Source organism: Nonomuraea pusilla (genome assembly GCF_900109355.1).
In the GTDB taxonomy this organism is placed as follows: Bacteria; Actinomycetota; Actinomycetes; order Streptosporangiales; family Streptosporangiaceae; genus Nonomuraea; species Nonomuraea pusilla.
In genome coordinates, this window is record NZ_FOBF01000008.1 from 58367 (window position 1) to 82497 (window position 24131).

A 24131-nucleotide genomic window follows, 5' to 3' on the forward strand; every position below is an offset into this window, starting at 1 on the left:
CAGACGTCGCGGAACGGCACGGCCCAGCCGGCGGGCGGTTCAGCAGACGTCGCGGTACGGCACGCCACCCAGGTGGCGGGCCCACTCCGCCCGCGTCAAAGCCCGGCCGGCTCGCGCGCACACGGCCTTCGCCACCAGGTCGCCCGACACCGGCAGCCGCGACAGCGTGCCGTCCTGCCCGGCGGCCGTCAGCGTGGCGCCGCCGTCGGTGAAGGCCAGCGCGGTGACGAACACGTCGCCGAGCCGGACGGTCGCCAGGCGGCGCTTGGTGGCGACGTCCCAGATCTGCGCCAGGTTGACGGCGTCGGACGCCGTCACGGCCGCCAGCAGCGACCCGTCGGGCGAGAAGGCGAGCCGCGCCGGCGCGGCGGTGTCGACGCCGCGCAGCACGGGCGGCAGCGGCAGCCGGCGCCGGGAGTCCCAGAGCGCGACGGCGCCGTCGGCGCCGGTGACGGCGAGCAGCGGCCCGGCGGGGCTGGTGGCGACGATCGCGTTCTCGCCGGAGGTGTTGAAGCCGGCGCCCACCCTGCGCCCGGTCACCGGGTCGAGGATCCTGCCGTAAGCCGAGACCAGCGACGTCCCGTCGGCGGTGAAGGCGATGGCGCCCGCGTCGGTCTCCAGTGCGGCCGTCCTGAGCTGCCGCCCGGTGGCGGCGTCGAGCGTGACCAGGCGCCACGCGCCGCCGGCGGGGGCGTCCAGCCGGTTGACGGCGACCGCCACCGTCCTCCCGTCGGGGGCGAACGCCACGCCCGACAGCTCGAACGCCTGCGACCCGGTGGACAGGTCGCGGGTCCAGAGCCGCTTCCTCGTCGCCGTGTCCCAGGCGGACAGCCGGCCGCCGGCCCTGCCCGCCAGCAGGGTGCGTCCCCGCGCGTCGAAGTCGAGCCTGTCCCACTCCCCCTGCGACCCCGCCAGCGGGCCGAGGGGCTCGCGGGTGCGGGCGTCCCACAGGGTGACGGGGGACCGCTCGCCGGAAGCGGCCAGCAGGCGGCCGTCGGGGCTCACCGCCCCTGCCGTGACGCCCGCGCCGAGCCTCGCCTTCTCCACGCGCGAGCCGACGTCCAGGCTGATCACGGTGTCGTCCTGCAGGTAGCGGACCGTCCGCAGGTCGGGGTCGATCCAGGCGTCCGACGCGCGGCCCTCCGCGCGGTGGGCGAACACCGGCGCGCCGGTCGCCGCGTCCCACACCCTGACCGAGTCGTCGGCGAAGCCGAGCAGGAGGCCGCCGTCGGGGCTGAAGCGCAGGCCGCGGCGCGCGGCGTCGTCCACCTCGGCGGACGAGCCGTCCTCGGCCCACGTCCACCTGCCACCGGTGACGGGCACGCGCGCGCCGGTGGCCGTGTCGTACCTGGTGATGACGCCGCGCGCGCAGACCAGCCGGGCGCCGTCGCGCGTGAACGCGACCAGCCCGCCGCAGGGCCTGCGGAGCCGGGCGTCCTCGGTCATGCCCGGCAGCCGCAGCACCCGCAGCACGCCCTGCCTGACCAGCGCGAACCTCCGGCCGTCCGCCGAGACGGCCCAGCTCCCCACCAGGTCGAGCGGCACCTTCACGGCGCGCCCGCCGCGCACGTCCCACAGGCTGGTGAGGTCGCGCTCCAGCGAGATCGCGACCGTCCACTCGTGGTCGCCGAACTCCACCCGCACCAGCGGCGAGCCCTGGGGCAGGCGGTGCTCGCCCCGCCCTGCGCCCGTCATGGCGTCGTACGCGGTGACCTCGGTCGGCGTGGCGACGACGAGCAGCCGCCCGCTGGGGCTGAGCGCCGCCCCCGTGGGGAACCTGCCCTGGCCGGGCGGCCAGGCCCAGGACGCGGTGCGCCGGCCCGAGCGCACGTCGTAGACCCGCACGCCGTCCTCGCTCACGCTGGCCATCGCGCGCCCGTCGCCGCTGACGGCCCGCAGCGTGACGCCCTTGGCGGGCGGCTGGCGGAAGGCGGCGCTCTCGGGCCGGTGGAGGGAGTCCATCAGCTCGGCCCTGGTGTCGGCGCCGGGCGCGAGCCGCCAGGCGGCGACGCTCAGCAGCATCGCCGCGACCGGGTCGGAGGTGCGCAGCCTCCCGGCCTCCGCGGCCACCTGACGCCCGCTCGCCCGGTCGCGCTGCTCGGCGGCGACCGCGCCCTGCCGCACCGCGAGCCCGCCCGCGGCGAGCGCCGCGACCAGCAGCACGCCCAGCGCGGCCGTGGTCAGCCTCCTGCGCCTGGCGCGCTTGCGCGTCAGCAGCGTGCCCGCGCCGAGGAAGTCGCGCTCCTCGGGGGTGAGGGTGACGTGCCTGCGCCCGGTGGCCGCCCAGCTCAGCGCCTGCTCCAGCCGGGTGCCCTGGAACAGGTCGCCGTCCTTGCGGCCGTTGGTCGCCCACTCCCTGGCGGCGGTGCTGACCTGGGCGAGCACGGCGAGACCCGCCCGGTCGTCCTCGACCCACTGCCGCAGGCGCGGCCAGGCGCGCAGCAGGGCGGGCCTGGCCAGGGTGACGGTGCCGTCCCTCTCGCTCACCACGTACGAGAAGACGCGCAGGATGTGCTCGACGGCCTCCGCCTCGCGCGGCGGGCGGCCCTGGAGCAGTTCGTCCTTGGCGGCGCGGCGGCTGGACTCGCGGCCGTCCTCGTCTACCGCGACCAGGCGCAGGAACACCTCGGGGGCCAGTTCGCGCGCCTGCGGGCCCAGCGCCAGGAAGGCGTCCTCGGCGAGGGTGCCGAGCCCGGGGTCGGCCGGGTCGGGCAGGTGCAGCGCGCCGGCGGCCCGGCTGCCCTCGGCGAGCAGGCCGCTCCCGCCCGCGCCGTGGCCGCCGCCGAGCAGCGCGAGCAGGAGGTCGCGCGCCCGGGGGCGCTGCGCGGGGTCCTTGGCTAGCGCCGCCTCCACCAGGGGCCGCAGGTCGGGCGGGAACACGCCGAGGTCGGGGTGGAAGGACAGCACCCGGTGCATGACCGCGCCGAGGTCGTCGGCCCTGAACGGGTCCTCGCCGGTGGCGGCGAACAGCATGATCGCGCCCCAGGCGAAGACGTCGGACTTCTCGCCGGCCCGGGTGCCGGTGAAGACCTCGGGCGCCATGTACGTCGGCGTGCCGGTCACCATCCCGGTCGCCGTGAGCGACATGTCGGCCGTGCGCGCGATGCCGAAGTCGATCACCCGCGGCCCGTCGGGCGACAGCAGGACGTTGTCCGGCTTGAGGTCGCGGTGCACCACGCCCGCCTCGTGGATCGCGGTCAGGGCGGTGGCGACGGCGGTGCCCAGCCTGCGCAGGTCGTCGCCCGCGAAGACCCGCCCGGCGGCGCGCAGGCTCGGCCCCGGCACGTACTCGCTGACGATGTACGGCTTGCCCGCGTCGAGCCGCGTCTCCAGCACCCTGGCGGTGCAGAACGACGCCACCCGCCGGGTGGCCTCCGCCTCCTTGGCCAGCTGCTCGCGTCCCTTGTCGTCGGAGGTGTGCAGCACCTTCAGCGCCACTCTGCGGCCGGCCTCGTCGTACGCCTCGTAGACGACGCCCTGCCCGCCCGCGCCGAGCCGTCCTGACAGCCAGTACGCGCCGACGCGCTGCGGGTCCTCCGCCACCAACGGTTCCACGCCCCTTGGATACCAGTGATCCCGGCGGCGGGTGGGGCCGGGGACGCTTTGCGGCGGTTTCGCGGCACCGAGGGTGATGTTTCGCCCTATAACTGCCGATACTGATAGCTTTAGGACTGGAGCGCCGGGAAGTCTGGTCGGCAATGTCTGAATACGGTCGTCCGTCGGCCGTCCGCCGACCGTCCCGAACGGAGCGCCCGTGCCCGCCGTCCCGCCCCGCCTGTTCAGCCGCGGCTCCTGGATCGAAGCCGGTCGCGTCGCGGCCATCCTGCGCAAGGAGACCATCGGCGGCGCCCTGCTGCTCGTCGCCGCGACCGTCGCGCTCGTCTGGGCCAACTCGCCCTGGTCCGGCGCCTACGAGTCCCTGCGCGACCTGCGGGTCGGGCCCGAGGCGCTGCACCTCAACCTCGGCCTCGGCGCGTGGGCGGCCGACGGCCTGCTGGCCGTCTTCTTCTTCGTCGCCGGGCTGGAGCTGAAGCGCGAGTTCGTCGCCGGCGACCTGCGCAACGTCCGCCAGGCCGTCGTGCCCGTCGCGGCGGCCGTCGGCGGCGTCATCGTCCCCGCCGCGCTGTACCTGCTCGTCGCGGGGGGCGACGGCGCCGGGGCACGCGGCTGGGCCATCCCCACCGCCACCGACATCGCGTTCGCGCTGGCCGTGCTCGCCGTCATCGGCCGGCACCTGCCGCCGGCGCTGCGTACCTTCCTGCTCACCCTGGCCGTCGTGGACGACCTGCTGGCGATCTGCGTCATCGCCGTCTTCTACACCGCCCACCTGTCCGTGCTGCCGCTGCTGGGCGCGCTCGTGCCGCTCGCCGTCTTCGGCCTGCTGGTGCGGCGCGGGGTGCGCTCGTGGTGGCTGCTGCTGCCGCTCGCCGCCGTCACCTGGGGGCTGGTCCACGCCTCCGGCGTGCACGCCACCGTCGCGGGCGTGCTGCTCGCCTTCACCGTCCCCGTCCACCCGCGCGGCGGCCCGGTGGCGGAGACCGTACCGGACGCGCGGCCGGACGCGGGGCCGGACGCGGGGCCGGACGCGGGGCCGGACGGGCGGCCGGACGCGGGGCCCGGCCCGGCGGAGCACTTCGAGCACCGCTTCCGCCCGCTGTCGGCCGCGGTCGCCGTGCCCGTGTTCGCGTTCCTGTCGGCCGGCGTGCCGCTCGGCGGCCTGGACGGCCTGGCGGCCGCGCTGCGGGACCCCGTCACCGTCGGCGTGCTGGCCGGGCTGATCCTGGGCAAGCCGCTCGGCGTCCTCGGCGCCGCCTGGCTGGTGGCCCGCTTCACCCGCGCCCACCTCGACGAGGGCCTCACCTGGACCGACGTCGCCGCCCTCGCCGTCCTCGCCGGGATCGGCTTCACCGTCTCCCTGCTCATCGGCGAGCTCGCCTTCGGCGCGGGCAGCGCGCGCGACGGGTACGTCAAGGTCGCCGTCCTCGGCGGCTCCCTGACGGCGGCGCTGGTCGCGGGAGTGCTCCTGCGGCTGCGCGACCGGGCGTACCGGCTGATCGAGGAGGCCGAGCGGGTGGACTCCGACGGCGACGGCGTCCCCGACGCCTACCAGCGCCCCTGACCCCGCCGGACCGCGGCGCGCGGCCCGGCGGGAGGCTCCTGACGCCCGGACGCGAGGGGGCGCCAGGAGCCGGTCCTGGGCTAGGCCGCCTCGTGGCGGCGCTGGCAGTCGATGCAGTAACGGGCCAGCGGGCGGATCTTCAGCCGCTCGAACGGGATGCCCGCGTCGCAGTGCCCGCACCGGCCGTACGTGCCCTCCGACAGCCGCTCCAGGGCCTGGCCCAGCTCCGCGATGGTGCGGTCGGCGGCGGTGATGGAGGCGAGCAGTTCCTGCCAGTTCCCGTCGGCCGCGCTGACCTCCTTGCTCGACTCCTGCAGTTCCAGCAGCTGGCTGTTGCGCCGGGCCAGCTGCTCCTGCAGCTCCTGGCGCAGCGCCTGGGTCTGCACGCTGCTGAGGTGGTTTCCGGTCATGGCAGACGTCCTTTCCTGGACGAGAGATGGTGAGGACGAGAGAAGGTGAAGCCGCGGCTCAGCGGCCGCGAGCGGTGACCCGGGCGGCCAGCGCCGGCTCCAGGCACAGGCGGACCAGGCCGCGGATGGTGGCGTGGGCGGGCTCGGGCGCGACGGTCACGGGCATCCGCAGCGCGCCCCGCAGCCGGTGCGCGAGCTCCGCCTGCGGGGCTCCGCCGCCGGTCAGCAGCAGGCCGTCGTCCCGCACGGCGGCACGCAGGTGGGCGGGCAGGCGGCGCAGCAGGCCCGCCGTCATCTCGACGACGGCCTCCACCGCGTACGGCGGCAGCCCCGACCGGGTCGTGGCGCTGAGCTGCAGCGCCACCGCGTCGGTGATGGCCCCGTCGCGGATCGCGGCCGCCTCCACGATGCCCGCGCCCACGTCGAGCAGCAGGCACGGGCGCGAGCCCGTGACGTCCACGCCGTTGCCGACCGCCGCCGCGAGCGGCTCCTCGACGAGGACCACCTCGCACCCTGCCGGACCCTCGGCGGCCTCCTCGACGGCCACCCTGACCGCGCGGCGGTCGCTGGCCGTGGCGGCGACGGGCACCCCGACGAGCACGCGGCGCGGCGGCCACGTCCCGGCCAGGCGGGCGTCCTGCAGGACGACCCGCGCCAGCCGGTGGCAGGCCCCCGGATCGGCCACCATGCCGTGCCTGATGGGCCAGACCGAGCCGAACCCCTCGGCCCCCGGGGACGCGGGAACCTCGGCGAGGCCCGGCGCCCCGGCGGACCGCGACGACCCGGCGGAGAGCGGCGCCCCCGCGGAACGCGACGACCCTGCGGAGACAGGCGCCCCCGCGGAACCGGACGATCCCGAGGAACCGGACGACCCCGAGGAGGCCGGCGGCCGGGCGGGACCCCGGCGGCGCACGGCGCCCCGCCAGCCCGCCGTGGCCGCGGGGGGGGTGAGCCGCACGGCGGGTCCGGTGGTGGCGGCCGTCGCCCCTGCCGGGGTCCCGGACCGGGCGGAGGGCGCCGATTCCACCGGGCTCCCGCCGGCCCCGGGGACCGTCCTGCGGGCGGAGGCGCGCGGGGCGGGCGGGACGGCCGACGGCCGGTCGGCGATGGCGAAGCCGCCCTCGACCAGGGAACGCGTCCTCGACGTCCCCAGATCGAGCGCCACGAAGCCGCGCCGACCGCTCCCGGCGGACACCGGCGACAGGGCGCTCATGCCGCCTCCACGCCCGGACGCCCCGGATGCCCCCGGGACGCCCCGCCGGGCGCGGGGGCCGTGCCGGCGCGGGGCGCGACCGGCCGGCGGTCGTGCTCCGCGTCCGGGCCGGTGACGCAGGCGTCGCAGGTCGGGCGGTCGAAGGTCCGGAGGAGCCGCTCGTACGGGATGAAGGCGCCGCAGCGCCCGCACACGCCGTACAGGCCGCGGTCCATGCGGTCGAGCGCCGCCTCGATGCGGGCCGCGCGGGGGCCACGGGCGCCGGCGAGCTCCTCCTCCAGGATGGCCCGCAGCCGGTCGAGCTGGGCGAGGTGGCGCTCGTAGTCGTGGAGATGCGTGTGAACCGATCTGGCGTCGGACATGACGATGATCCGCTCCTTGCTCATGGTGAAGGGCCGCGCGTGCGGCGCGGCTGCCCGGCGGCGCGCGGGCGCGTCAGGACGCGCCGGGCGTGCCGGTGGCGGCCTCCGGCGCCGGTGCCCGCGGCAGGCCCCGGGCGCGCGGAGAGCGCGGCCGGGGCGTGCGCGAACGGCCCGGGGCGCGCGAGCACGGCCCCGGGCCGCGCGGCGGCGCGGAGGCGGGAATCGGGAGAAGGAAGGCTAGATCAGCGGCGGGCTGCGCGACCCGGCGGCGCGGTGCCCCAGTTGCTGGGGGTCGCGGATGCCGCCGGGGTCGAGGCCCGGCGAGGCCAGGAGCGGCAGGTGGGCGGCCAGGGCGTGGCGATCGCCGCGCAGCGGTCGCCACAGGCTGAGCACGTGGTGCTCGCGGGCGCCGCCGCCCTGCGGAGGCAGGCCCGAGAGCTGCGCGTCGGACGCCCCGAGCGCCCACGACTGCCCGGACGCGGCGGCCGACCGGTGAGCCGGGTCGCTGCCGTACCAGGCGGGGCTGGAGGCGACCAGCAGGAAGGCAAGCAGCAGCAGGCCCATCACGCCGATGAACGCGATGGACCTCCGTGGCGTCCTCCACGAGCCGGTCATGTGTTGACCATAGCCCAGCGTGCGCGAAAAGGCATGTGGGCGGCGTCCGGGGTACGGTGTGCGGGACCCCCGGTGTCAGGCGAGTGGATCTCCGATGAGAGGAGGGGCCCGTGCGCACCAGGCTGTCCGCCGCGCTGCTGCTCCTCCTGTCGGTGTTCGCGATCGCCGGACCGCGCGCCGACGTCGCCGGCCCCGTTCCCGGTGGCGTTCCCGGCGGCGTCCACGACGCCGTCGTCCGCGCCTGGGCGGTCCACGGGGGCGGCCCCGCCCACGGGCGAGCCGCAGCGCCTCCTTCGACCGGGGGTGACGAGCCGCCGGCGCCGCATCGGGCGGTCTTCCGCGCCCACGGGGCCGGCCGGGCGGGCCTGCAGGGCCACACCGTCTTCCTCGTCCATCACGACCCGACCCCGCACGTCCGCGTCCCCTCGGGGCCGCACGCCGCGCCCGCCGCCGCGGCGCTCCCTCCTGACGCCTGGCACGGCGGCGACCACCGGCGGTCCTTCGCCGCCGTTCCCGCGTTCCTCGCCCCGCCGCAGCCGGCCGCCGCGGGCGGCGCGGCGCGCGCTCCACCCTCCACGACGCGCTGACGTCCCTTTTTCCCTTTTCAGCCCGTGGAGGGTTCCATGTCACGTGCGCCGATATGGCGCGCGGCGGTCGCTTGTGCGCTTGTGATCGCCGCATTCCTGCTCACGTTCACCGTGCCGCCGCGGCTCGGGCTCGACCTGCGCGGTGGCACCCAGCTCGTCTTCGAGGCCCGCGACTCCGCCACCGCCAAGGCCGACGCCGACGCCACCGACCGCGCGCTCGACGTGCTCAGGCGGCGCGCCGACGCGCTGGGCGTCACCGACCCGACCCTGGTCAGGTCCGGCGAGCGGCGCATCATCGTCGAGCTGCCCGGCGTGCTCGACCCGCGCAAGGCGGTCGACACCATCGGCAAGACCGCGCAGCTCAGCTTCCACCCCGTGCTCGGACCGGCCGAGCAGGGCGACACGAAGGCCCTGCGTGACGAGTCGGGCGCCCCGCTGTCGCTCGGCCCCGCCGCCATCAGCGGCGACGGCGTGACCGACGCCTCCGAGCGCAGCGACCCGCAGTACGGCCCGAGCTGGTTCGTCACCGTCGGCTTCCGCGACGGCGCCGCCTGGCAGCGGCTGACCGGCACGGCGGCCTGCGAGGCCGTCGGCGACCCCAAGCGCAGGGTCGCCATCGTGCTCGACGGCGAGATCATCTCCTCGCCCCAGGTGGACCAGGGCGTGCCGTGCAAGACCGGCATCCCGGGCGGCTCCACCTCGATCACCGGCTCGTTCACCCACGAGGAGGCCCGCGACCTCGCGGTGCTCATCAAGGGCGGCGCGCTGCCCGTGCCGCTCACGCTGGTCGAGCAGCGCACGGTCGGCCCGACGCTGGGCGCCGCCGCCATCGAGGCGAGCGCGCAGGCCGGCATCGCCGGGGTGCTGCTGACCGCCGTGTTCATCGTCGCCGTCTACCGGCTGTCGGGCCTGCTCGCCACCATCGCGCTGGCCGCCTACGGGCTCATCTCGTACGCGGCGCTGGTGGCGCTCGGCGCGACGCTCACGCTGCCGGGCCTGGCCGGGTTCGTCCTGGCGATCGGCATGGCCGTGGACGCCAACGTCCTGGTCTTCGAACGGGCCAGGGAGGAGTACGCGCAGGCGCCGCAGCGGGGACTGCGCGCGGCGCTGCAGCGCGGCTTCGGCAACGCGTGGAGCGCGGTCGCCGACTCCGCCGTCACCACGCTCCTGGCCGCCGGGCTGCTGTTCTGGCTGGCGTCGGGCCCGGTGCGCGGGTTCGGCGTGACGCTCGCCATCGGCGTGCTCGCGTCGCTGGTCTCCGCGATGGTCATCACGCGGGCGCTCGCCCAGCCCGTGGCGGGACGGGTCGGGCCGCGGCTGTCGGGGCTCGGCGGGGCCGGGCGGGTCAGGAACTGGGTGACCAGGCGTGACCCGGCCCTGATGGCGCGCCGCAAGGTCTGGCTGGCCGGCGCGGCCGTGCTCGTGGCCGCCGCCGTCGCCGGGCTGTGGACGCAGGGGCTCAACCTGGGCGTGGAGTTCACCGGCGGGCGCATCGTCGAGTTCGCGACCGGCCGGACGGTCTCCGCCGAGGCCGCCAAGCAGGTCGTGACCGAGGCCGGGTACCCGTCGGCCGTCGTGCAGGCGTCGGGCGACGCCGTCTCGGTGCGTACGGGGCCCATCAGCGCGGCCGAGGTGGCGGCCGTGGAGCAGGCGCTCGACGCCCGCTTCGGCGACGTCACCAAGCAGCGCGACGAGCTGATCGGCCCGAGTCTGGGCGAGGAACTGCGGCGCAACGCGCTCATCGCGCTGTGCGTGGCGCTGGCCGCCCAGCTCGTGTACCTCGCGGTCAGGTTCAGGTGGACGTTCGGCGCGGCCACGGTGCTCGCCCTCGTCGTGGACGTGGCCGCCGTGGTCGGCGCGTTCGCGTGGCTGGGCAAGCCCGTGGACGGCGTGTTCCTGGCGTCGATGCTCACCATCATCGGTTACTCGATCAACGACAAGGTGGTGGTGTTCGACCGGGTGCGCGAGATGTGGGCGGCGCGGCGCGGCGAGCCGTTCGAACGGATCGTCAACGCGGCGATCCTGCAGACGGTGCCGCGTACGGTCAACACCGGTCTTGGCGCGCTGTTCATCCTGGCGGCGCTGGCGGTGTTCGGCGGCGACTCGCTGCACGACTTCGCCATCGCGCTGATCGTCGGCATCGTGGCGGGGACGGCGTCGTCGGCGTTCGTCGCCGGTCCCGCGGCGATCGGGCTGGAACGGCTCAACCGGCGGCCCCCGCCGGAACCGGCCAAGCCCAAGGCTCCGCGCCGACGCGAGGGCTCGGGCGCCGTCGTCTGACGGCGCCCGTCCCCGGGAGCACGGCACCCGCTCCCGGAGTCGCGCGTCCCCTGCCGCCCGTCGCGGGCGGCGGGGGACGCGCCACGTCAGCCGGCCGTGGCCAGGTCGATGGCCTCCCGCACCCCGGCCGCGAACGCCGGCTCGAAGTGCGGCGTGAGCAGCAGCATCGAGTGGAGCACGCCTTCACGGGCGTCGAGCTCGTGCAGCCGCGTGTGCCCGCGGAAGGCGACCGCGAAGCTCGTCCAGTTCCAGATGATGATGAAGACGTCCTCCGCCAGCCGCCGCCGGTCGTCGGGCGCGAGCGCCGCCATGGAGCCCTGCTCGATCAGCCCGTCGATCGCGGCGGTGGTCCAGTCGAGGATCCACCCGGTCAGCGCCCTCAGGCGGGAGGCGAGGAGCTCGTCCCGCCCGGCGATCTCCACGATGTTGGCGAAGAAGAAGCGGTACCGCCACACCGTGTCGAGGCCGCGCAGGAAGACGTCCGCCCACTGCTGGGGGGTCACGGGGTTCGGCAGCGGTGCCATGACGGCGCGGGCCTCGGCGTCGATCCGTTCGAAGAGGGAACGGATGATGTGCTCCTTGCTCCTGTAGTGGTAGTAGAGGTTGCCGGGGCTCATGCCGAGGTGGTCGGCGATGTGGTTGGTGGTCACCGCCTGCACGCCCCTGCTGTTGAACAGCTCGAGGCTGCCCTCGAGGATCCGGTCCTTCGTACCCGCCATGGCTCCTGTCGTCCTCTGTTCGTGACGCGCCCCCGCGTGGAGGGACGGCGCCCCCTTGCCGTCGTTGACACCGCCTCCTCTAGAGCTAATACTCTAGAGCCAGCGGCTAGAGCATTTACTCTAACCTTCCTGTCGGGAGCCGTGCTCCCGGGCATTCCGCGTCCGCCACCGTGCGGAGTAGGGAGTCTCCATGTCCGCAACGTCCTTCGAACCGTCCGCGCCCCCGGCCCGCCGGCGCGTCCTCGCCCCGCCGATCCCGCCCGAGGGTGAAGGCGGATTCTCCCAGACCTGGTTCCCGATCTGCCTGTCCTCCGACGTCCCCGCCGGGAAGGTCGTGGGCCGCGACTTCCTCGACGGCCGCGTCGTCGTGCACCGGGGACCGGACGGGGCGGCCAGGGTGCTGAGCGCCTACTGCCCCCACCTGGGCGCCGACCTTTCCGTGGGCGACGTCCACGAGGGGCAGCTGCGCTGCGCCTTCCACCACTGGCGCTTCGACGCCGACGGCGGCTGCGTGGCCACCGGCTGCGGCGACCCCGCGCCGGCCCGCGCGCGGCTCTTCGCCTTCCCCGCGCAGGAGCGGTACGGGCTGGTGTGGGCCTTCAACGGCGAGACCCCCACCTTCGACCTGCCCGACTTCCCCTTCCCCGACGACGAGCTCGTCGTGCGGACCCTGGAGATGGACGACGTCTTCCCCGTGGACCCGTGGGTCTTCTGCGCCAACACGCCCGACATCCAGCACATCAAGGCGCTGCACGGCATCACCTTCGACCACGGCGACCCCGACCCCGACGACTTCACCTGGACCGACCACTCGTTCCGGTACGCCTTCGAAGGCCGCCTGCCCTCGGGCGACCCCATCGCCTACGACCTCGGCATCACCGCGACCAACATCTTCTACCAGTCGGGCTCGGTCAACGGCCGCTGGTTCGGGTTCGTCATGCCGTTCGGGATCCCCCGGCCCGGGTCGATCACGTCGTTCCTCGTGCTGGCCGCGCGCCGCGAGGACGCGTCGGACGACGACACCGAGAAGTTCCTGGACGCCGTGCAGGCCCTGGAGGAGAGCATCGTCGCCGACGACCGCCCGGTGCTCAACACCATCCGGTTCCGGCCCGGCACCACGACCCGCAGCGACAAGGCGCTCAACCGGTTCCTGCAGTACGTACGGGACTTCCCCCGGACCCACCCGTCCCGTGACTTCATCAACTGAGCCAGTGGCCCCCGCCCGGCACGGAAGAAGACGATGACCGAGCTGCGCGTCCTGCAACTGCGGTGGGAGGCCGAGGACGTCGTCTCCGTCACCCTCGCCGACCCCGGCGGCGCGCGGCTGCCCGCCTGGGAGCCCGGCGCGCACGTGGACGTACGCACCCCGGCGGGCGTCCGCCAGTACTCGCTCTGCGGCGACCCGCGCGACACCGGGAAGTGGCGCGTGGCGGTGCTGCGCGAACCCGGGGGGCGCGGAGGGTCGCAGTGGATCCACGACGCGCTGCGCGTCGGGCGGCTCGTCACCGTCGGCGCGCCCCGCAACGCCTTTCCCCTCGTCGCGGCGCCTCGGTACCTGTTCGTCGCCGGGGGGATCGGCGTCACCCCCCTGCTGCCGATGATCGGGCGGGCCGAGCTGTCCGGCGTCCCCTGGAGGCTGCTCTACGGCGGCAGGCGCAGAGCCTCGATGGCGTTCCTCGGCGAGCTCGGCGCCTACGGCGACCGCGTCGCCGTCCGGCCGCAGGACGAACAGGGGCTTCCGGACCTGCGGGCGGAGCTGGAGCGCCTGCCGGAGGGGACGGCGGTGTACTGCTGCGGCCCCGCCGGGCTGATCGCCGCGGTCGAGGAGCTGTGGCCCGGCGACCGTCGGGGAACGCTCCACGTCGAGCGCTTCGCCCCGGCCGCGCCGCCCCGCAGGGCGTCCGACACGGCGTCGGACACGGCGTTCGACGTGGAGCTCGCCCGCTCCGGGGTCACGCTGCGCGTGCCGGCGGGCGGTTCGATCCTCGACGTCGTCGAGGGCGCGGGGCTGGCCGACCTCGGCAGCTGCTACCAGGGGACCTGCGGGTCCTGCGAGACCAAGGTGCTCGACGGGGTGCCCGACCACCGGGACTCCGTGCTCTCCGCCGCCGAGCGTGCCGCCGGGACCAGCATGATGCTCTGCGTCTCCCGCTGCTCCTCGTCCCGGCTCGTGATCGACCTGTAGGGCCGCCGCGCGCACGCGGCGCGCCCGCCCCGTCGCCTCTCCGAGGAGAGGCTCAGAAGAAGGGACCCCCCATGTCCGCCCAGCTGTCCGCGTCCGGGTATCTCGGCGCGTCGGTCTTCGACACCTTCGCGTTCGCGCAGACCGTGGTCGCCGGCGACACCGTCCACCTGTCCGGGATGACGCCCCTGCGCGGCGAGGTCGGCGCGCTCGAACTCGTCTGCCCGGGAGACCTGCGGGGCCAGACGGAGTTCGAGCTCGACATCCTGCGCCGCTCGCTGGAGCAGGCCGGTGCCCGGCTCGCCGACGTCGTGGCGCTCACCGTGTACACCACCGACATCGACGGGCTGACCGCGCACGCCGACCTGTTCCGCGCCTGTTTCGGGGCGGCCCCGCCGGCGGCGACGTGGGTGCAGGTGCAGCGCCTCCTGCACCCCGGCCAGCTGGTCGAGATCACCGCGACCGCCGTCAGGCGCTAGCCGCCCCGCCGCACCACACCGCAAGGAGACACCCATGGCACGCGTACTCATCCTCGCCGGCGACGCCTCCGAGGCCCTGGAGACGGTGTACCCGTACCAGCGCCTGCTGGAGGAGGGGCACGAGGTCCATCTCGCCGCGCCCTCGAAGAAGAAGATCCAGCTCGTCGTGCACGACTTCGAGGAGGGCTTCGACACCTACACCGAGAAGCCCGGCTACCTCTGGGACGCCGACCTCGCCTTCTGCGACGTCCGCCCCGAGGACTACGCCGCCCTCGTCATCCCCGGCGGCCGTGCGCCGGAGTACCTGCGCTACGACACGCACGTACGGCGCATCGTCGACCATTTCATCGGCGAGCGGAAGCTGGTCGCGGTGCAGTGCCACGGGCCGCTGATCCTCGCCGCGACCGGAGCGCTGAAGGGCCGCAGGACGGCGGGCTGGCCGACCGTCGCCGCCGACCTGGAGGCGGCGGGCGCCTGCTACTCGGGCGACGAGGTGGTCGTCGACGACAACCTGGTCTCGGGGCTGGCCTGGCCGGCCCATCCGGCGTGGATGCGCAAGGTCGTGGCCCTGCTGAGGGAGCACGCCCCGGCCTGACCGGCCCGCGCGGCGCCTGCCCGCTGACCGGCGGCCGCCGGTCAGCGGGCGGGCGGGTAGGCGGCCGCCAGGAGGGCGGTGAGGCGGGGGACGAGCCGGGTGTAGCGGCCCTCGTCGTACGTGGCCCCCGGCTCGTTGGCGAGCTGCTGGGAGACCACGCCGGCGATGAGGCTGGAGGCCAGGTCGAGGCCCTCCTGCCCGGCCGCGTCGGGGTGGAGCTCACCCCGGGCGACGGCCCCGCGTACGAGCCCGGCGAAGTGCTCGTGGACGGCCAGGGCCGGCGCGTAGGCCTCGGGCGACGGCGTGTAGCCGGGCACGGGACGCCAGAAGAGGAGCTGGGCGAGGGTCTGGTTGTCCATGATCCAGCGCGCTCCGGCCGCCAGGGCGGCGCGCATGGCGTCGAGGCCCGGCTCGTGCGGCCGCGCCGCCCCGCGCACCGCCGCCAGGTAGCCCTCCTGCCCGCGCGTGAACAGCGCGTCGTACACGGCGTGGCGGGACGGGAAGTACTTGTACAGCGAGGGCGGCCGGACGCCGAGCCGCCTGGCCACGGTGGACAGGCTCAGCCCCGCGACCCCTTCCTCCGCCATCACGTCGAGCGCGATGCCGAGGATCTCCTCCTGCGTCTCGGCCCGCCGCCGGGCCCTGCGACCGGAAATGTCAGCCATGGGTATTAGCTTAAGCTACAAGTATTAGCTAAACCTGGGAGGGGACATCGTGTCGCGGGACATCGTGCTCACCGGCCTCCGGCAGAACAACCTCAAGGACGTCTCGCTGCGGCTGCCCAAGGAGCGGCTCACGGTCTTCACGGGCGTGTCGGGGTCGGGCAAGTCGTCGATCGTGTTCGGCACCATCGCCGTGGAGTCGCGGCGGCAGCTCAACGAGACGTTCGGCGCCTTCATCAGGAACCGGCTGCCCCGGTACGAGCGGCCGCGCGCCGACCGCATGGAGAACCTGACGGCGGCCGTGGTCGTCGACCAGAAGCCGGTCGGCGGCAACGCGCGCTCCACGGTCGGCACCATGACGGAGATCCACCCGATGCTGCGGGTGCTGTTCTCGCGGCGCGGCGAGCCGTCGGCGGGGCCGGCCACCGCGTACTCGTTCAACGACCCGCAGGGCATGTGCCCCGCGTGCGACGGGCTGGGCAGGACGATGGAGCCGGACCTCGACCGGCTCATCGACCCCGCCCTGTCGCTCAACGAGGGCGCCCTGCGCCCCTACCCCGTCGGCGGGTACGTCTGGCAGCTCTACGCCAGGTCCGGGCTGTTCGACCCCGACAAGCCGCTGCGCGACTTCACCGAGGAGGAACGCGAGCTGCTCCTGCACGGCGGCGGGTTCAAGGTGGACCGGGGCGGCTACACCAACACGTACGAGGGCGTGGTGGTGCGTTTCACCCGCGTCCACCTCAAAGGCGGCCTCAACGACCTCGACGAGGCGGTCAGGCCGCTGGTGCGCCAGGCACGCTGCCCGGCGTGCGGCGGGGCGCGGCTCAACGCGGCGGCCCTGGCCTCGCGCATCGACGGGCTGAACATCGCCGACCACTGCGCGATGGAGGTCACCGACCTCATCGGGCTGCTGGAGCGGCTGGACGACCCCGTGGCGGAGCCGGCGCTGGCGTCGCTGCGCAGGATCGACGCGGTCGGCCTGGGCTACCTGACGCTCGACCGCGGCACGTCCACCCTGTCGGGCGGCGAGGCGCAGCGCCTGAAGACGGTGCGCCACCTGGGCAGCAGCCTGACCGGCATGACGTACGTGTTCGACGAGCCGAGCGCCGGGCTGCACCCGCGCGACGTGCACCGGCTCGGCGAGCTGCTGCTGGAGCTGCGCGACAAGGGCAACACCGTCGTCGTGGTCGAGCACGACCGCGACGTGATCATGCTGGCGGACCACGTCGTGGACATGGGCCCGGGGGCGGGCGCCGACGGCGGGCGCGTCGTGTTCGAGGGCACGCCGGGAGAGCTGGCCGCCTCCGGCACCCTCACCGGCCGCATGCTGCGGCGCAGGAAGCCGCTCAAGGCCGCGACGCGCCGGCCGCGCGGCTGGCTGACCGTCGCGGGCGCGAACGCCCACAACCTCAAGGACGTCACCGTACGGGTGCCGCTCGGCGTGCTCACGGCCGTCACCGGCGTGGCCGGGTCGGGCAAGAGCACGCTCGCGACGCTGGAGCTCGCCGCGCGGTGCCCGGAGGCGGTCCTCATCGACCAGTCGGCCATCGCCGCGTCGTCCCGCTCGACCCCGGCGACGTACCTCGACGCCATGGACCCTCTGCGCAGGCTGTTCGCCGAGGCGCACGGCGTGCGGCCGGGGCTGTTCAGCTTCAACTCGGCGGGCGCGTGCCCGGCGTGCAAGGGACGCGGCGAGATCAAGACCGACCTGGCGTTCATGGACCCGGTGACCCGGGTGTGCGACGTGTGCGGCGGCTCCCGCTACAGCGCCGAGGCGCTGTCGTACCGGGTGCACGGCCGGACGATCGCCGACGTGCTGGCGATGACGGCCGACGAGGCGGCCCGCGTGTTCGACCTGCCAGGGGTGGGCAGGCTGGGCGAGCTCGGCCTCGGCTACCTGACACTGGGGCAGCCGTTGAGCACGCTGTCGGGCGGCGAGCGGCAGCGGCTCAAGCTGGCGCACCGCCTGCACGAGCGGGGCGGCGTGTACGTCTTCGACGAGCCGACCACCGGCCTGCACATGGCCGACGTCGACACCCTGCTCGCGCTGCTGGACAAGCTGGTCGACGCGGGCAACACGGTCGTCGTGGCCGAGCACGACCCGGACGTCGTCAAGCACGCCGACTGGGTCGTGGACCTCGGGCCCGAGGCGGGGCGGTTCGGCGGCGAGGTCGTGTTCGAGGGCACGCCCGCGCGGCTCGCGCGCGCGGCGACGCACACGGCCAAGCACCTCGCCGCCTCACTCCCCTGACGGTGCGCCGCGGCCCCTCAGCGGGCGGTCTCGCGCAGGTCGAGCGCGATGTCCACGAGCATGTCCTCCTGGCCGCCGACCATCCCGCGCCGCCCGGCCTCGACCAGCAGCGCCCGCGTGTCGAGCCCGTAGCGGGCCGCCGCGTCCTCCGCGTGCCGCAGGAAGCTGGAGTAGACCCCGGCGTAGCCGAGCGTCAGCGTCTCCCTGTCCACCCGCACCGGCCTGCTCTGCAGCGGCCTGACCAGGTCGTCGGCCGCGTCCATCAGCCCGAACAGGTCGCAGCCGTGCTCCCAGCCCATCAGGTCGGCCACCGCGACGAACGCCTCCAGCGGGCAGTTGCCCGCCCCCGCGCCCATCCCGGCGAGCGAGGCGTCCACCCGGGTGACGCCGTTCTCCACCGCGACGACGGAGTTCGCCACGCCCAGGCCCAGGTTGTGGTGGGCGTGCACGCCGATCTCCGTGCCGGGGTCGAGCACGTCCCTGTAGGCCCGCACCCGGTCGCGCACGCCGTCCATCGTCAGCCTTCCGCCGGAGTCTGTGACGTAGACGCAGTGCGCCCCGTACGACTCCATGAGCCTGGCCTGCCGCGCCAGCTCGGCCGGCGGCGCCATGTGCGACATCATGAGGAACCCGGCGACGTCCATGCCGAGGTCGCGGGCCACGCCGATGTGCTGGGCGGCGATGTCGGCCTCGGTGCAGTGGGTCGCCACCCGCACCGAGCGCACGCCGAGCGCGTGGGCGCGGCGCAGGTCGGCGATCGTGCCGATGCCGGGCAGCAGCAGCGTGGTGAGCACCGCCGACGACATCGCCGAGGCCGCCGCCTCGATCCACTCCTCGTCCAGGCAGGCCCCGGGGCCGTAGTTGACGCTGCCGCCCGCCAGCCCGTCGCCGTGGGCGATCTCGACGGCGGCGACGCCGGCCCGGTCGAGCGCGGCGGCGATCTCCGCCACCTGCGCGGCCGTGTACCGGTGCCTGATGGCGTGCATGCCGTCGCGCAGGGTCACGTCCTGCATGTAGAGCCTCATCGGGCCGCCATCCTCTCCGCGACGCGCAGCGCCGCCGACGTCATGATGTCGAGGTTCCCCGCGTACGCCGGCAGGTAGTGGGCGGCGCCCTCCACCTCCAGGAACACCGAGACGAGCAGGCCCTCCCCGCCGAGGTCGGCGAGCGGGTCGCCGGCCGCGACCGGGCGGAACTGCACCTCCTGCTTGAGCCGGTAGCCCGGCACGTACGCGGCGACGTCGGCGACCATCTCCTTCACCGACGCGGCCACGGCCGCCTCGTCGCAGTCCTCGACGAGGCAGTACACCGTGTCCCGCATGATCACGGGAGGCTCGGCGGGGTTGAGCACGATGATGGCCTTGCCCCGCGCCGCGCCGCCGACCTCCTCCAGTGCGCGGGACGTGGTCTCGGTGAACTCGTCGATGTTGGCCCGCGTGCCGGGACCCGCCGACCTCGACGCGATCGAGGCGACGATCTCGGCGTACCGGACGGGCGCCACCCGGGAGACGGCGGCGACGATCGGCACGGTCGCCTGGCCGCCGCAGGTCACCATGTTCACGTTGGGCTCGGCGAGGTGGCTGCCGAGGTTCACGGCGGGCACCACGTACGGCCCGAGCGCGGCGGGCGTCAGGTCCACCACCTGCTTGCCGTACGGGCGCAGCGCGGCGTCGTTGCGCCGGTGCGCGCCCGCCGAGGTGGCGTCGAGCACCACCGCGACGTCGTCGAAGCACGGCATCCCGATGAGCCCCTCGACGCCGTCGCTCGTCGTGGCCACGCCGAGCCGCCCGGCCCGCGCCAGGCCGTCGGAGGCCGGGTCGATCCCGGCCATGGCCGCGACCTCCAGCGTCTCCGACGTCCTGATCACCTTGATCATCAGGTCGGTGCCGATGTTGCCCGACCCGATGATCGCGATCTTGGCCTTGTTCATTCCTCTGCCTCCCCGCCGCGGCAGAACCGGGCGAACTCCTTGCTCATGGACCGTGCCTGTTCGTCCACCTCGGGGCCCGAGCCGGTGAGGGGGGTGCCGTGCGTGCCGAAGTAGAGGGGCACGTCCACCAGGTGGCACGCGCCCAGCTCGACCCCGCCGTGGCTCATGGGCGAGCGGTGCCCGCACACCAGGTGCCGGGCGGGGCCGCGGTGGGCGGCGACGACCTCCTCGGCGGGACCGGCGAAGATCTCCCGCGTGTCCAGGCCCGGCTGCCCGATGGCGGTGAACAGCCTGGTCTCCTCGGCCGCCGTCGTCACCAGCAGCGGCACCGGCGCCGCGACGCCCGAACGGATCGCCTGCACGGGGTGGACGGGCAGCAGCTCGCCGTCCACGACGGGCGCGACGGGCAGCAGGCCGCCCACCGGGCCGCGGGCGCCGGCCGCCGCCGCCTCCGCCGCCAGCAGGTCCGCGAGCGGCGCCGTGCGCGGGTCGCCCGGGATCGCCGCCCGCGCCGCCGCCGTCCAGGCCGCCGCCTCGTCCCGCGTCATGAAGCCGTACGGGACGGGGCTCATCGCCGCCGCCCTGGCGAACAGGCCGCGCGCGCACGACAGCAGGGCCAGCACGCAGGTGCCGCCCGCCGAGTGCCCCGCCAGCGTGACGTTCCCTGGGTCGCCGCCGAACGCCGCGACGTTGCCGCGCACCCACTCCAGGGCCGCGATCTGGTCGCGCAGCGCCAGGTTGGCGGGCACGCCGTCGCCGTACCAGAAGCCGGGCAGGCCGAAGCGGTAGTTCACGGTCACGACGACGAGCCCGTGGTCGCGGGCGAGCGCCGTGCCGTCGTACATCGCCTGGGCGCCCGAGCCGAACACGAACGCGCCGCCGTGCAGGAACACCAGCACCGGGCGGCGCCCCTCCACGGACGGCGTCCAGACGTTCAGGAACAGGCAGTCCTCACGGCCCGACGCCGGGTCGATCTCCAGGCCGGGCACCCACGCCATGCGGCCTGGCCGCTGCGGGGCGGGCGCCCCCGGCGTCACGGCGTCCCTGACGCCCCGCCACGGCTCGGCGGGCTCCGGCGCGGCGAACCTGCGCGCGGGGACGGCGTAGCGCACCCCCTTGAACGCGGTCACCCCGCCGGAGCCGGCGCCCCGCAGCGTGCCCAGAGGCGTGTGCGCGAGCGTCATCCCCCGAGCCCCAGGAAGCGGGCGGCGTTGCCGCCGAGGATCGCGGCCCGGTCCGCGTCGTCCAGCTCGGCGCAGGCCCGGACGACCGAGCCCGGCTCCTGCTCGCCCAGCGGGAACGGGAAGTCGGTGCCGAGCATCACCCGCTCGGCGCCCATCACCTCGACCAGCAGCCGCAGCGCCCGCGGGTCGAACACCGCCGAGTCCACGTAGAAGCGGTCGGTGTACGCCGACGGCGGCCGCGGCGAGTCGGCGCGCACGATGTCGCGGTTGTGCCAGGCGTTGTCGGCCCGTCCCAGCAGGTAGGCGAAGCTGCCGCCGCCGTGGCAGAAGCACAGCCGCAGCGACCCCGGCAGCCGCTCGAACGCGCCCGAGAGCATGAGCGACAGGATGCCGAGATGGGTCTCGGCCGCCATGCCGACCAGCCACGGCAACATGTGACCGCGCATGCGGTCGCCGCCGAGCATGTCCCACGGGTGCACCAGCACCGGCATGTCCTCGGCCGCGCAGTGCGCCAGGAACTCGACGATGTCCGGGTCGTCCAGGTTGCGCGGGCCGACGTGGTTGCCGATGTGCACGCCCCTGTGCCCGGCCGCCCTCGCCTCGGTGACGGCCTTGGCCGCCAGTCCGAGGTCCTGCAGCGGCACCTGGCACAGCGGCAGCAGCCGCTCGGGGTCCTCCTGGCAGTACGCGAGGACGCGGTCGTTGACCATGGCGCACCAGTCGGCCGCCCTGCCCGCGTCGGCCGCGTAGCCGAACAGCAGCGGCGTCGAGGACACCGCCTGCACGTCCACGCCGGTGCGGTCCATGGCCTCCAGGCGGGCGCCGGCGTCCCACAGCTCCGGCGTGACCGGGCGGTAGTCGTCCTCGCCGCTCATCATCATGCCGTCGCGCAGCCACGGCTCGCCCGCGCCGGCGAGGATCCTGGCCTCGTCCCTGGAGATCCTCGGGAAGACGTGCGCGTGGACGTCGATCACGGCGCCCGGCGCGCCGGACGGCAGGCTCACTGGACCACCGGCCGCAGATGGTCCGGCCAGTCCTTGCCGGGGTGCTCGGCGCCGCAGTGGGGGCAGGTGCGGTCGCCCTCGTGGAAGGCGCGGAAGACCGGCGGCAGGTCGTCCACGATCGACTGGAGCTGCACCTCGGCGCGGTGGACCAGCCGGTGGCAGTTCACGCAGTACCACTCGAAGGCGTCGAGCTCGCCCTGCGGGCGGGCGAACTCGACGACCAGGCCGATCGAGCCGGGCACGGGCCGCTGCGGCGAGTGCCTGACGTGCGGCGGCAGCAGGAAGACGTCGCCCTCCCTGATCTGGATGTCCACGGGAGGCTTGCCCTCCTCCTCCATCACCCGCAGCACCATGCCGCCCTTGAGCTGGTAGAAGAACTCCTCGATCGGGTCGTCGTGGAAGTCGGTGCGCTGGTTCGGCCCGCCCACGACGGTGACCATGAGGTCGGCGTCCTTCCAGATCTGCGCGTTGCCGACCGGCGGCTTGAGCAGGTCCTGGTGCTCGTCGATCCACTTCTGCAGGTTGAAGGGGGGCATCATGCGGGGCTCCTTGGCGGGATGTGGGCGATGCAGGAGATCTCGATCAGCAGGTGCGGGTGCGGGAGCTGGTGCACGGCGACGGTCGTGCGGGCCGGGCCGCTCTCGTCGAAGTACTCGCCGTAGACCTCGTTGTAACCCCCGAAGTCGTTCATGTTGACCAGGTACGTGGTCACGCTGACCACGTCCCGCAGGTCGCCGCCGGCGGCGGCGAGCAGGTCGGCGATGTTCTCGATCACCGCCCTGGTCTGGACGCGGATGTCGAGAGTGGTGGTACCCATCTCGTCGGCGCTCGCCCCGGCGAAGGAGCCGTCGGGGCGGCGGGAGCTCGTGCCCGAGACGAACACGAACTCGCCCGCCCGCCTGACGTGCGGGAACCTGCCACGCGGCCGGGCCTTGCCCTCGACCAGCAGCGCGTCGTCACTCATCGGGTGGTCACCTCCACGTGGCCGAGGCCGGCGGCGCTGACGCGGACGTGCGCCCCGGCGGGGAGCGGGACGGCGGCCGTGGCCGCTCCCGCGAGGACGACCCAGCCGGGCTGCAGCTCGACGCCCGCGGCGGCGGCCAGCCGGGCGGCGGCCGTCAGCGACCGCAGCGGGTCGCCGAGGACGGCCGCCGACGAGCCGGACGCCACCGGGCGGCCGTCGATCTCCATGACCAGGCCGAGGTTGCCGACGTCGCGCAGCGGACGCCAGGGGCCGTGGCCGAAGCCGCTGGCCGAGGCGTTGTCCGCGATGACGTCGGCCAGGGTGAAGCTGAAGTCCTCGTAACGCGAGTCGAGCACCTCGTAGCCGACCGCCACGCCGCCGACCGCCGCGACGGCGTCGGCGGGGCCGCGCACCGGCCGCTCCAGCAGGAACGCGATCTCCGGCTCGATCCGCGGGTGGATGAGCCCGGCCGTGTCCAGGTGCGACTCGACGAGCATGGCGTCGGTGAGCAGGCCCCAGATGACGTCGTCCACGCCCATCTGCACCATCTTGGCGCGGCTGGTGAAGCCCATCTTGACGCCGATGACCCGCTCGCCGCGGGCCAGCCGCCGTTCGATCACCGCCCGCTGCACCTCGTACGCGGCGGGCACGTCGAGGTCGGCCGCGTCGGTGAGGCGGGGGACGGCGCGCCCCGCCAGCGCGGCGTCGTCCAGGATCTCCGCGAGCCCGTTCACCGGGCCTCCTTCCAGGGTCTCCGCGAGCGCGTTCACCGGGCCTCCTCCTGCTCGGAACCGGCCTGGACGAAGGCGACGCGGACGTCGCCGAGCCCGTCGATACGGGCCTCCAGCACGTCGCCGGGCGCGACGGGCACGACCGGGCCGAGCGCGCCGGTCAGCACGGTGTCGCCCGCCCGCAGCGGGCTGCCGAGCGCGGCCAGCGTGTCGGCCAGCCACACCGCGGCGTGCAGCGGGTGGCCCAGGCAGGCGGTGCCGACGCCGGTCGAGACCTGCTCGCCGCGCCGCTCGATCACCATGCCGGCCAGGCGCAGGTCCACGTCGCGCAGCGGCACCGGGCGGGTGCCGAGCACGTACAGGCCGGACGAGGCGTTGTCGGCGACGGTGTCGGCCAGGGTGATGTCCCAGTCGCGGATGCGGCTGCCGACCACCTCGATCGCGGGCAGCGCGAACGCGGTGGCGTGGATGACGTCGGCGACGGTGTGCCGCTCGTGCGGCAGGTCGCGCTCCAGCACGAGCGCCACCTCGGCCTCCACGCGGGGCTGGAGCACCGCGCCTGCGGGGATCTCCTCGCCGTCGGGCACCGCCATGTCGGCGAACAGCGCGCCGAAGTCGGGCGAGCCGACGCCGAGCTGCCGCTGCACCGCCCTGCTGGTCAGGCCGATCTTGCGGCCGGCCAGGCGCCTGCCGCCGGCCAGCCACCGCTCGGTGAGCAGGCTCTGCACGGCGTACGCGGCCTCGACGCCGTCGACCAGGTCGCGGACCGGCTCGCACGGGCGGCCGGACGCGTACGCCTCCAGCAGCCGCGCCGCGGCGGCCTCATGGTTGTCTGTCACCGCAG

At 75.0% G+C, this 24131-nt stretch carries 23 protein-coding genes; 8 read left to right on the forward strand and 15 right to left on the reverse strand.

Annotated elements, in window-relative coordinates; translation table 11 throughout:
* Positions 1-39 precede the first annotated feature (39 nt).
* Positions 40-3555: a WD40 repeat domain-containing serine/threonine protein kinase gene (locus BMX74_RS18365; RefSeq protein WP_177227412.1), complete on the reverse strand. Its 3516-nt coding sequence runs from the start codon at positions 3553-3555 to the stop codon at positions 40-42.
* Positions 3556-3754: 199 nt separating this feature from the next.
* Here BMX74_RS18365 and nhaA point away from each other — a divergent pair, with 199 nt between their 5' ends.
* Positions 3755-5119, forward strand: coding sequence for a Na+/H+ antiporter NhaA (gene nhaA / locus BMX74_RS18370; RefSeq protein WP_091102002.1), 1365 nt, complete (start codon positions 3755-3757; stop codon positions 5117-5119).
* 80 nt (positions 5120-5199) lie between these two features.
* On the opposite strand, the gene BMX74_RS18375 is transcribed toward nhaA, so the two are convergent.
* From BMX74_RS18375 to BMX74_RS18390, 4 genes are all read right to left on the reverse strand, one after another.
* Entirely contained in the window at positions 5200-5529 is a 330-nt protein-coding gene (locus BMX74_RS18375; RefSeq protein WP_055501128.1) for a TraR/DksA family transcriptional regulator, read from the reverse strand.
* A 58-nt stretch (positions 5530-5587) separates the two neighbouring features.
* Entirely contained in the window at positions 5588-6742 is a 1155-nt protein-coding gene (locus BMX74_RS18380) for a rod shape-determining protein (protein WP_091101719.1), read from the reverse strand.
* Positions 6739-7104 (reverse strand): TraR/DksA C4-type zinc finger protein, encoded by a 366-nt coding sequence (locus BMX74_RS18385; RefSeq protein ID WP_055501126.1) that lies wholly within the window; start codon positions 7102-7104, stop codon positions 6739-6741. The genes BMX74_RS18380 and BMX74_RS18385 overlap by 4 nt, the downstream gene beginning before the upstream one ends.
* Before the next feature lie 237 nt (positions 7105-7341).
* Positions 7342-7719 (reverse strand): hypothetical protein, encoded by a 378-nt coding sequence (locus tag BMX74_RS18390; RefSeq protein ID WP_055501125.1) that lies wholly within the window; start codon positions 7717-7719, stop codon positions 7342-7344.
* Between the two features lie 110 nt (positions 7720-7829).
* Here BMX74_RS18390 and BMX74_RS44165 point away from each other — a divergent pair, with 110 nt between their 5' ends.
* Together BMX74_RS44165 and secD are read left to right on the forward strand one after the other, a co-directional pair.
* Positions 7830-8306, forward strand: a complete 477-nt coding sequence (locus BMX74_RS44165) for a hypothetical protein (protein ID WP_091101723.1) — start codon at positions 7830-7832, stop codon at positions 8304-8306.
* A gap of 36 nt (positions 8307-8342) precedes the next feature.
* Entirely contained in the window at positions 8343-10586 is a 2244-nt protein-coding gene (secD, locus tag BMX74_RS18400) for a protein translocase subunit SecD (protein ID WP_055501123.1), read from the forward strand.
* 86 nt (positions 10587-10672) lie between these two features.
* On the opposite strand, the gene BMX74_RS18405 is transcribed toward secD, so the two are convergent.
* Entirely contained in the window at positions 10673-11305 is a 633-nt protein-coding gene (locus BMX74_RS18405; protein ID WP_055501122.1) for a TetR/AcrR family transcriptional regulator, read from the reverse strand.
* A 190-nt stretch (positions 11306-11495) separates the two neighbouring features.
* Here BMX74_RS18405 and BMX74_RS18410 point away from each other — a divergent pair, with 190 nt between their 5' ends.
* From BMX74_RS18410 to BMX74_RS18425, 4 genes are all read left to right on the forward strand, one after another.
* A complete protein-coding gene (locus tag BMX74_RS18410) occupies positions 11496-12512 on the forward strand; it encodes an aromatic ring-hydroxylating oxygenase subunit alpha (RefSeq protein ID WP_091101726.1) in 1017 nt (338 codons plus the stop codon).
* 33 nt (positions 12513-12545) lie between these two features.
* The gene (locus BMX74_RS18415; protein WP_091101729.1) at positions 12546-13490 is read left to right on the forward strand and encodes a PDR/VanB family oxidoreductase; all 945 of its coding nucleotides are present in this window, start codon (positions 12546-12548) and stop codon (positions 13488-13490) included.
* 71 nt (positions 13491-13561) lie between these two features.
* Entirely contained in the window at positions 13562-13966 is a 405-nt protein-coding gene (locus BMX74_RS18420) for a RidA family protein (RefSeq protein WP_055501120.1), read from the forward strand.
* 34 nt (positions 13967-14000) lie between these two features.
* Complete coding sequence (locus BMX74_RS18425; RefSeq protein WP_055501119.1) at positions 14001-14561, forward strand: DJ-1/PfpI family protein; 561 nt, start codon at positions 14001-14003, stop codon at positions 14559-14561.
* A gap of 41 nt (positions 14562-14602) precedes the next feature.
* Here the strand turns inward: BMX74_RS18425 and BMX74_RS18430 are convergent, their stop codons facing one another.
* A complete protein-coding gene (locus BMX74_RS18430; protein WP_091101731.1) occupies positions 14603-15226 on the reverse strand; it encodes a TetR/AcrR family transcriptional regulator in 624 nt (207 codons plus the stop codon).
* A gap of 49 nt (positions 15227-15275) precedes the next feature.
* On the opposite strand from BMX74_RS18430, the gene BMX74_RS18435 reads away from it, so the two are divergent.
* On the forward strand, positions 15276-17474 hold the full coding sequence (locus BMX74_RS18435; RefSeq protein ID WP_091101733.1) for an excinuclease ABC subunit UvrA: 2199 nt from the start codon (positions 15276-15278) through the stop codon (positions 17472-17474).
* A gap of 17 nt (positions 17475-17491) precedes the next feature.
* Here the strand turns inward: BMX74_RS18435 and dmpG are convergent, their stop codons facing one another.
* From dmpG to BMX74_RS18475, 8 genes are read right to left on the reverse strand one after another with little or no spacing between them, the layout of a single operon-like run.
* Complete coding sequence (dmpG, locus tag BMX74_RS18440) at positions 17492-18499, reverse strand: 4-hydroxy-2-oxovalerate aldolase (RefSeq protein ID WP_055501117.1); 1008 nt, start codon at positions 18497-18499, stop codon at positions 17492-17494.
* Entirely contained in the window at positions 18496-19404 is a 909-nt protein-coding gene (locus tag BMX74_RS18445; RefSeq protein WP_055501116.1) for an acetaldehyde dehydrogenase (acetylating), read from the reverse strand. The genes dmpG and BMX74_RS18445 overlap by 4 nt, the downstream gene beginning before the upstream one ends.
* The gene (locus tag BMX74_RS18450) at positions 19401-20588 is read right to left on the reverse strand and encodes an alpha/beta fold hydrolase (protein WP_091101736.1); all 1188 of its coding nucleotides are present in this window, start codon (positions 20586-20588) and stop codon (positions 19401-19403) included. The genes BMX74_RS18445 and BMX74_RS18450 overlap by 4 nt, the downstream gene beginning before the upstream one ends.
* A complete protein-coding gene (locus BMX74_RS18455; RefSeq protein WP_236714537.1) occupies positions 20585-21592 on the reverse strand; it encodes an amidohydrolase family protein in 1008 nt (335 codons plus the stop codon). Before BMX74_RS18455 ends, BMX74_RS18450 begins: the two co-directional genes overlap by 4 nt.
* Positions 21589-22131, reverse strand: coding sequence for a 3-hydroxyanthranilate 3,4-dioxygenase (locus tag BMX74_RS18460; RefSeq protein WP_091101737.1), 543 nt, complete (start codon positions 22129-22131; stop codon positions 21589-21591). Before BMX74_RS18460 ends, BMX74_RS18455 begins: the two co-directional genes overlap by 4 nt.
* The gene (locus BMX74_RS18465; protein WP_055501114.1) at positions 22128-22556 is read right to left on the reverse strand and encodes a RidA family protein; all 429 of its coding nucleotides are present in this window, start codon (positions 22554-22556) and stop codon (positions 22128-22130) included. The genes BMX74_RS18460 and BMX74_RS18465 overlap by 4 nt, the downstream gene beginning before the upstream one ends.
* Entirely contained in the window at positions 22553-23326 is a 774-nt protein-coding gene (locus BMX74_RS18470; RefSeq protein WP_256257013.1) for a 2-keto-4-pentenoate hydratase, read from the reverse strand. The genes BMX74_RS18465 and BMX74_RS18470 overlap by 4 nt, the downstream gene beginning before the upstream one ends.
* Positions 23323-24126, reverse strand: a complete 804-nt coding sequence (locus BMX74_RS18475) for a 2-keto-4-pentenoate hydratase (RefSeq protein ID WP_305728669.1) — start codon at positions 24124-24126, stop codon at positions 23323-23325. Before BMX74_RS18475 ends, BMX74_RS18470 begins: the two co-directional genes overlap by 4 nt.
* Positions 24127-24131 lie beyond the last annotated feature (5 nt).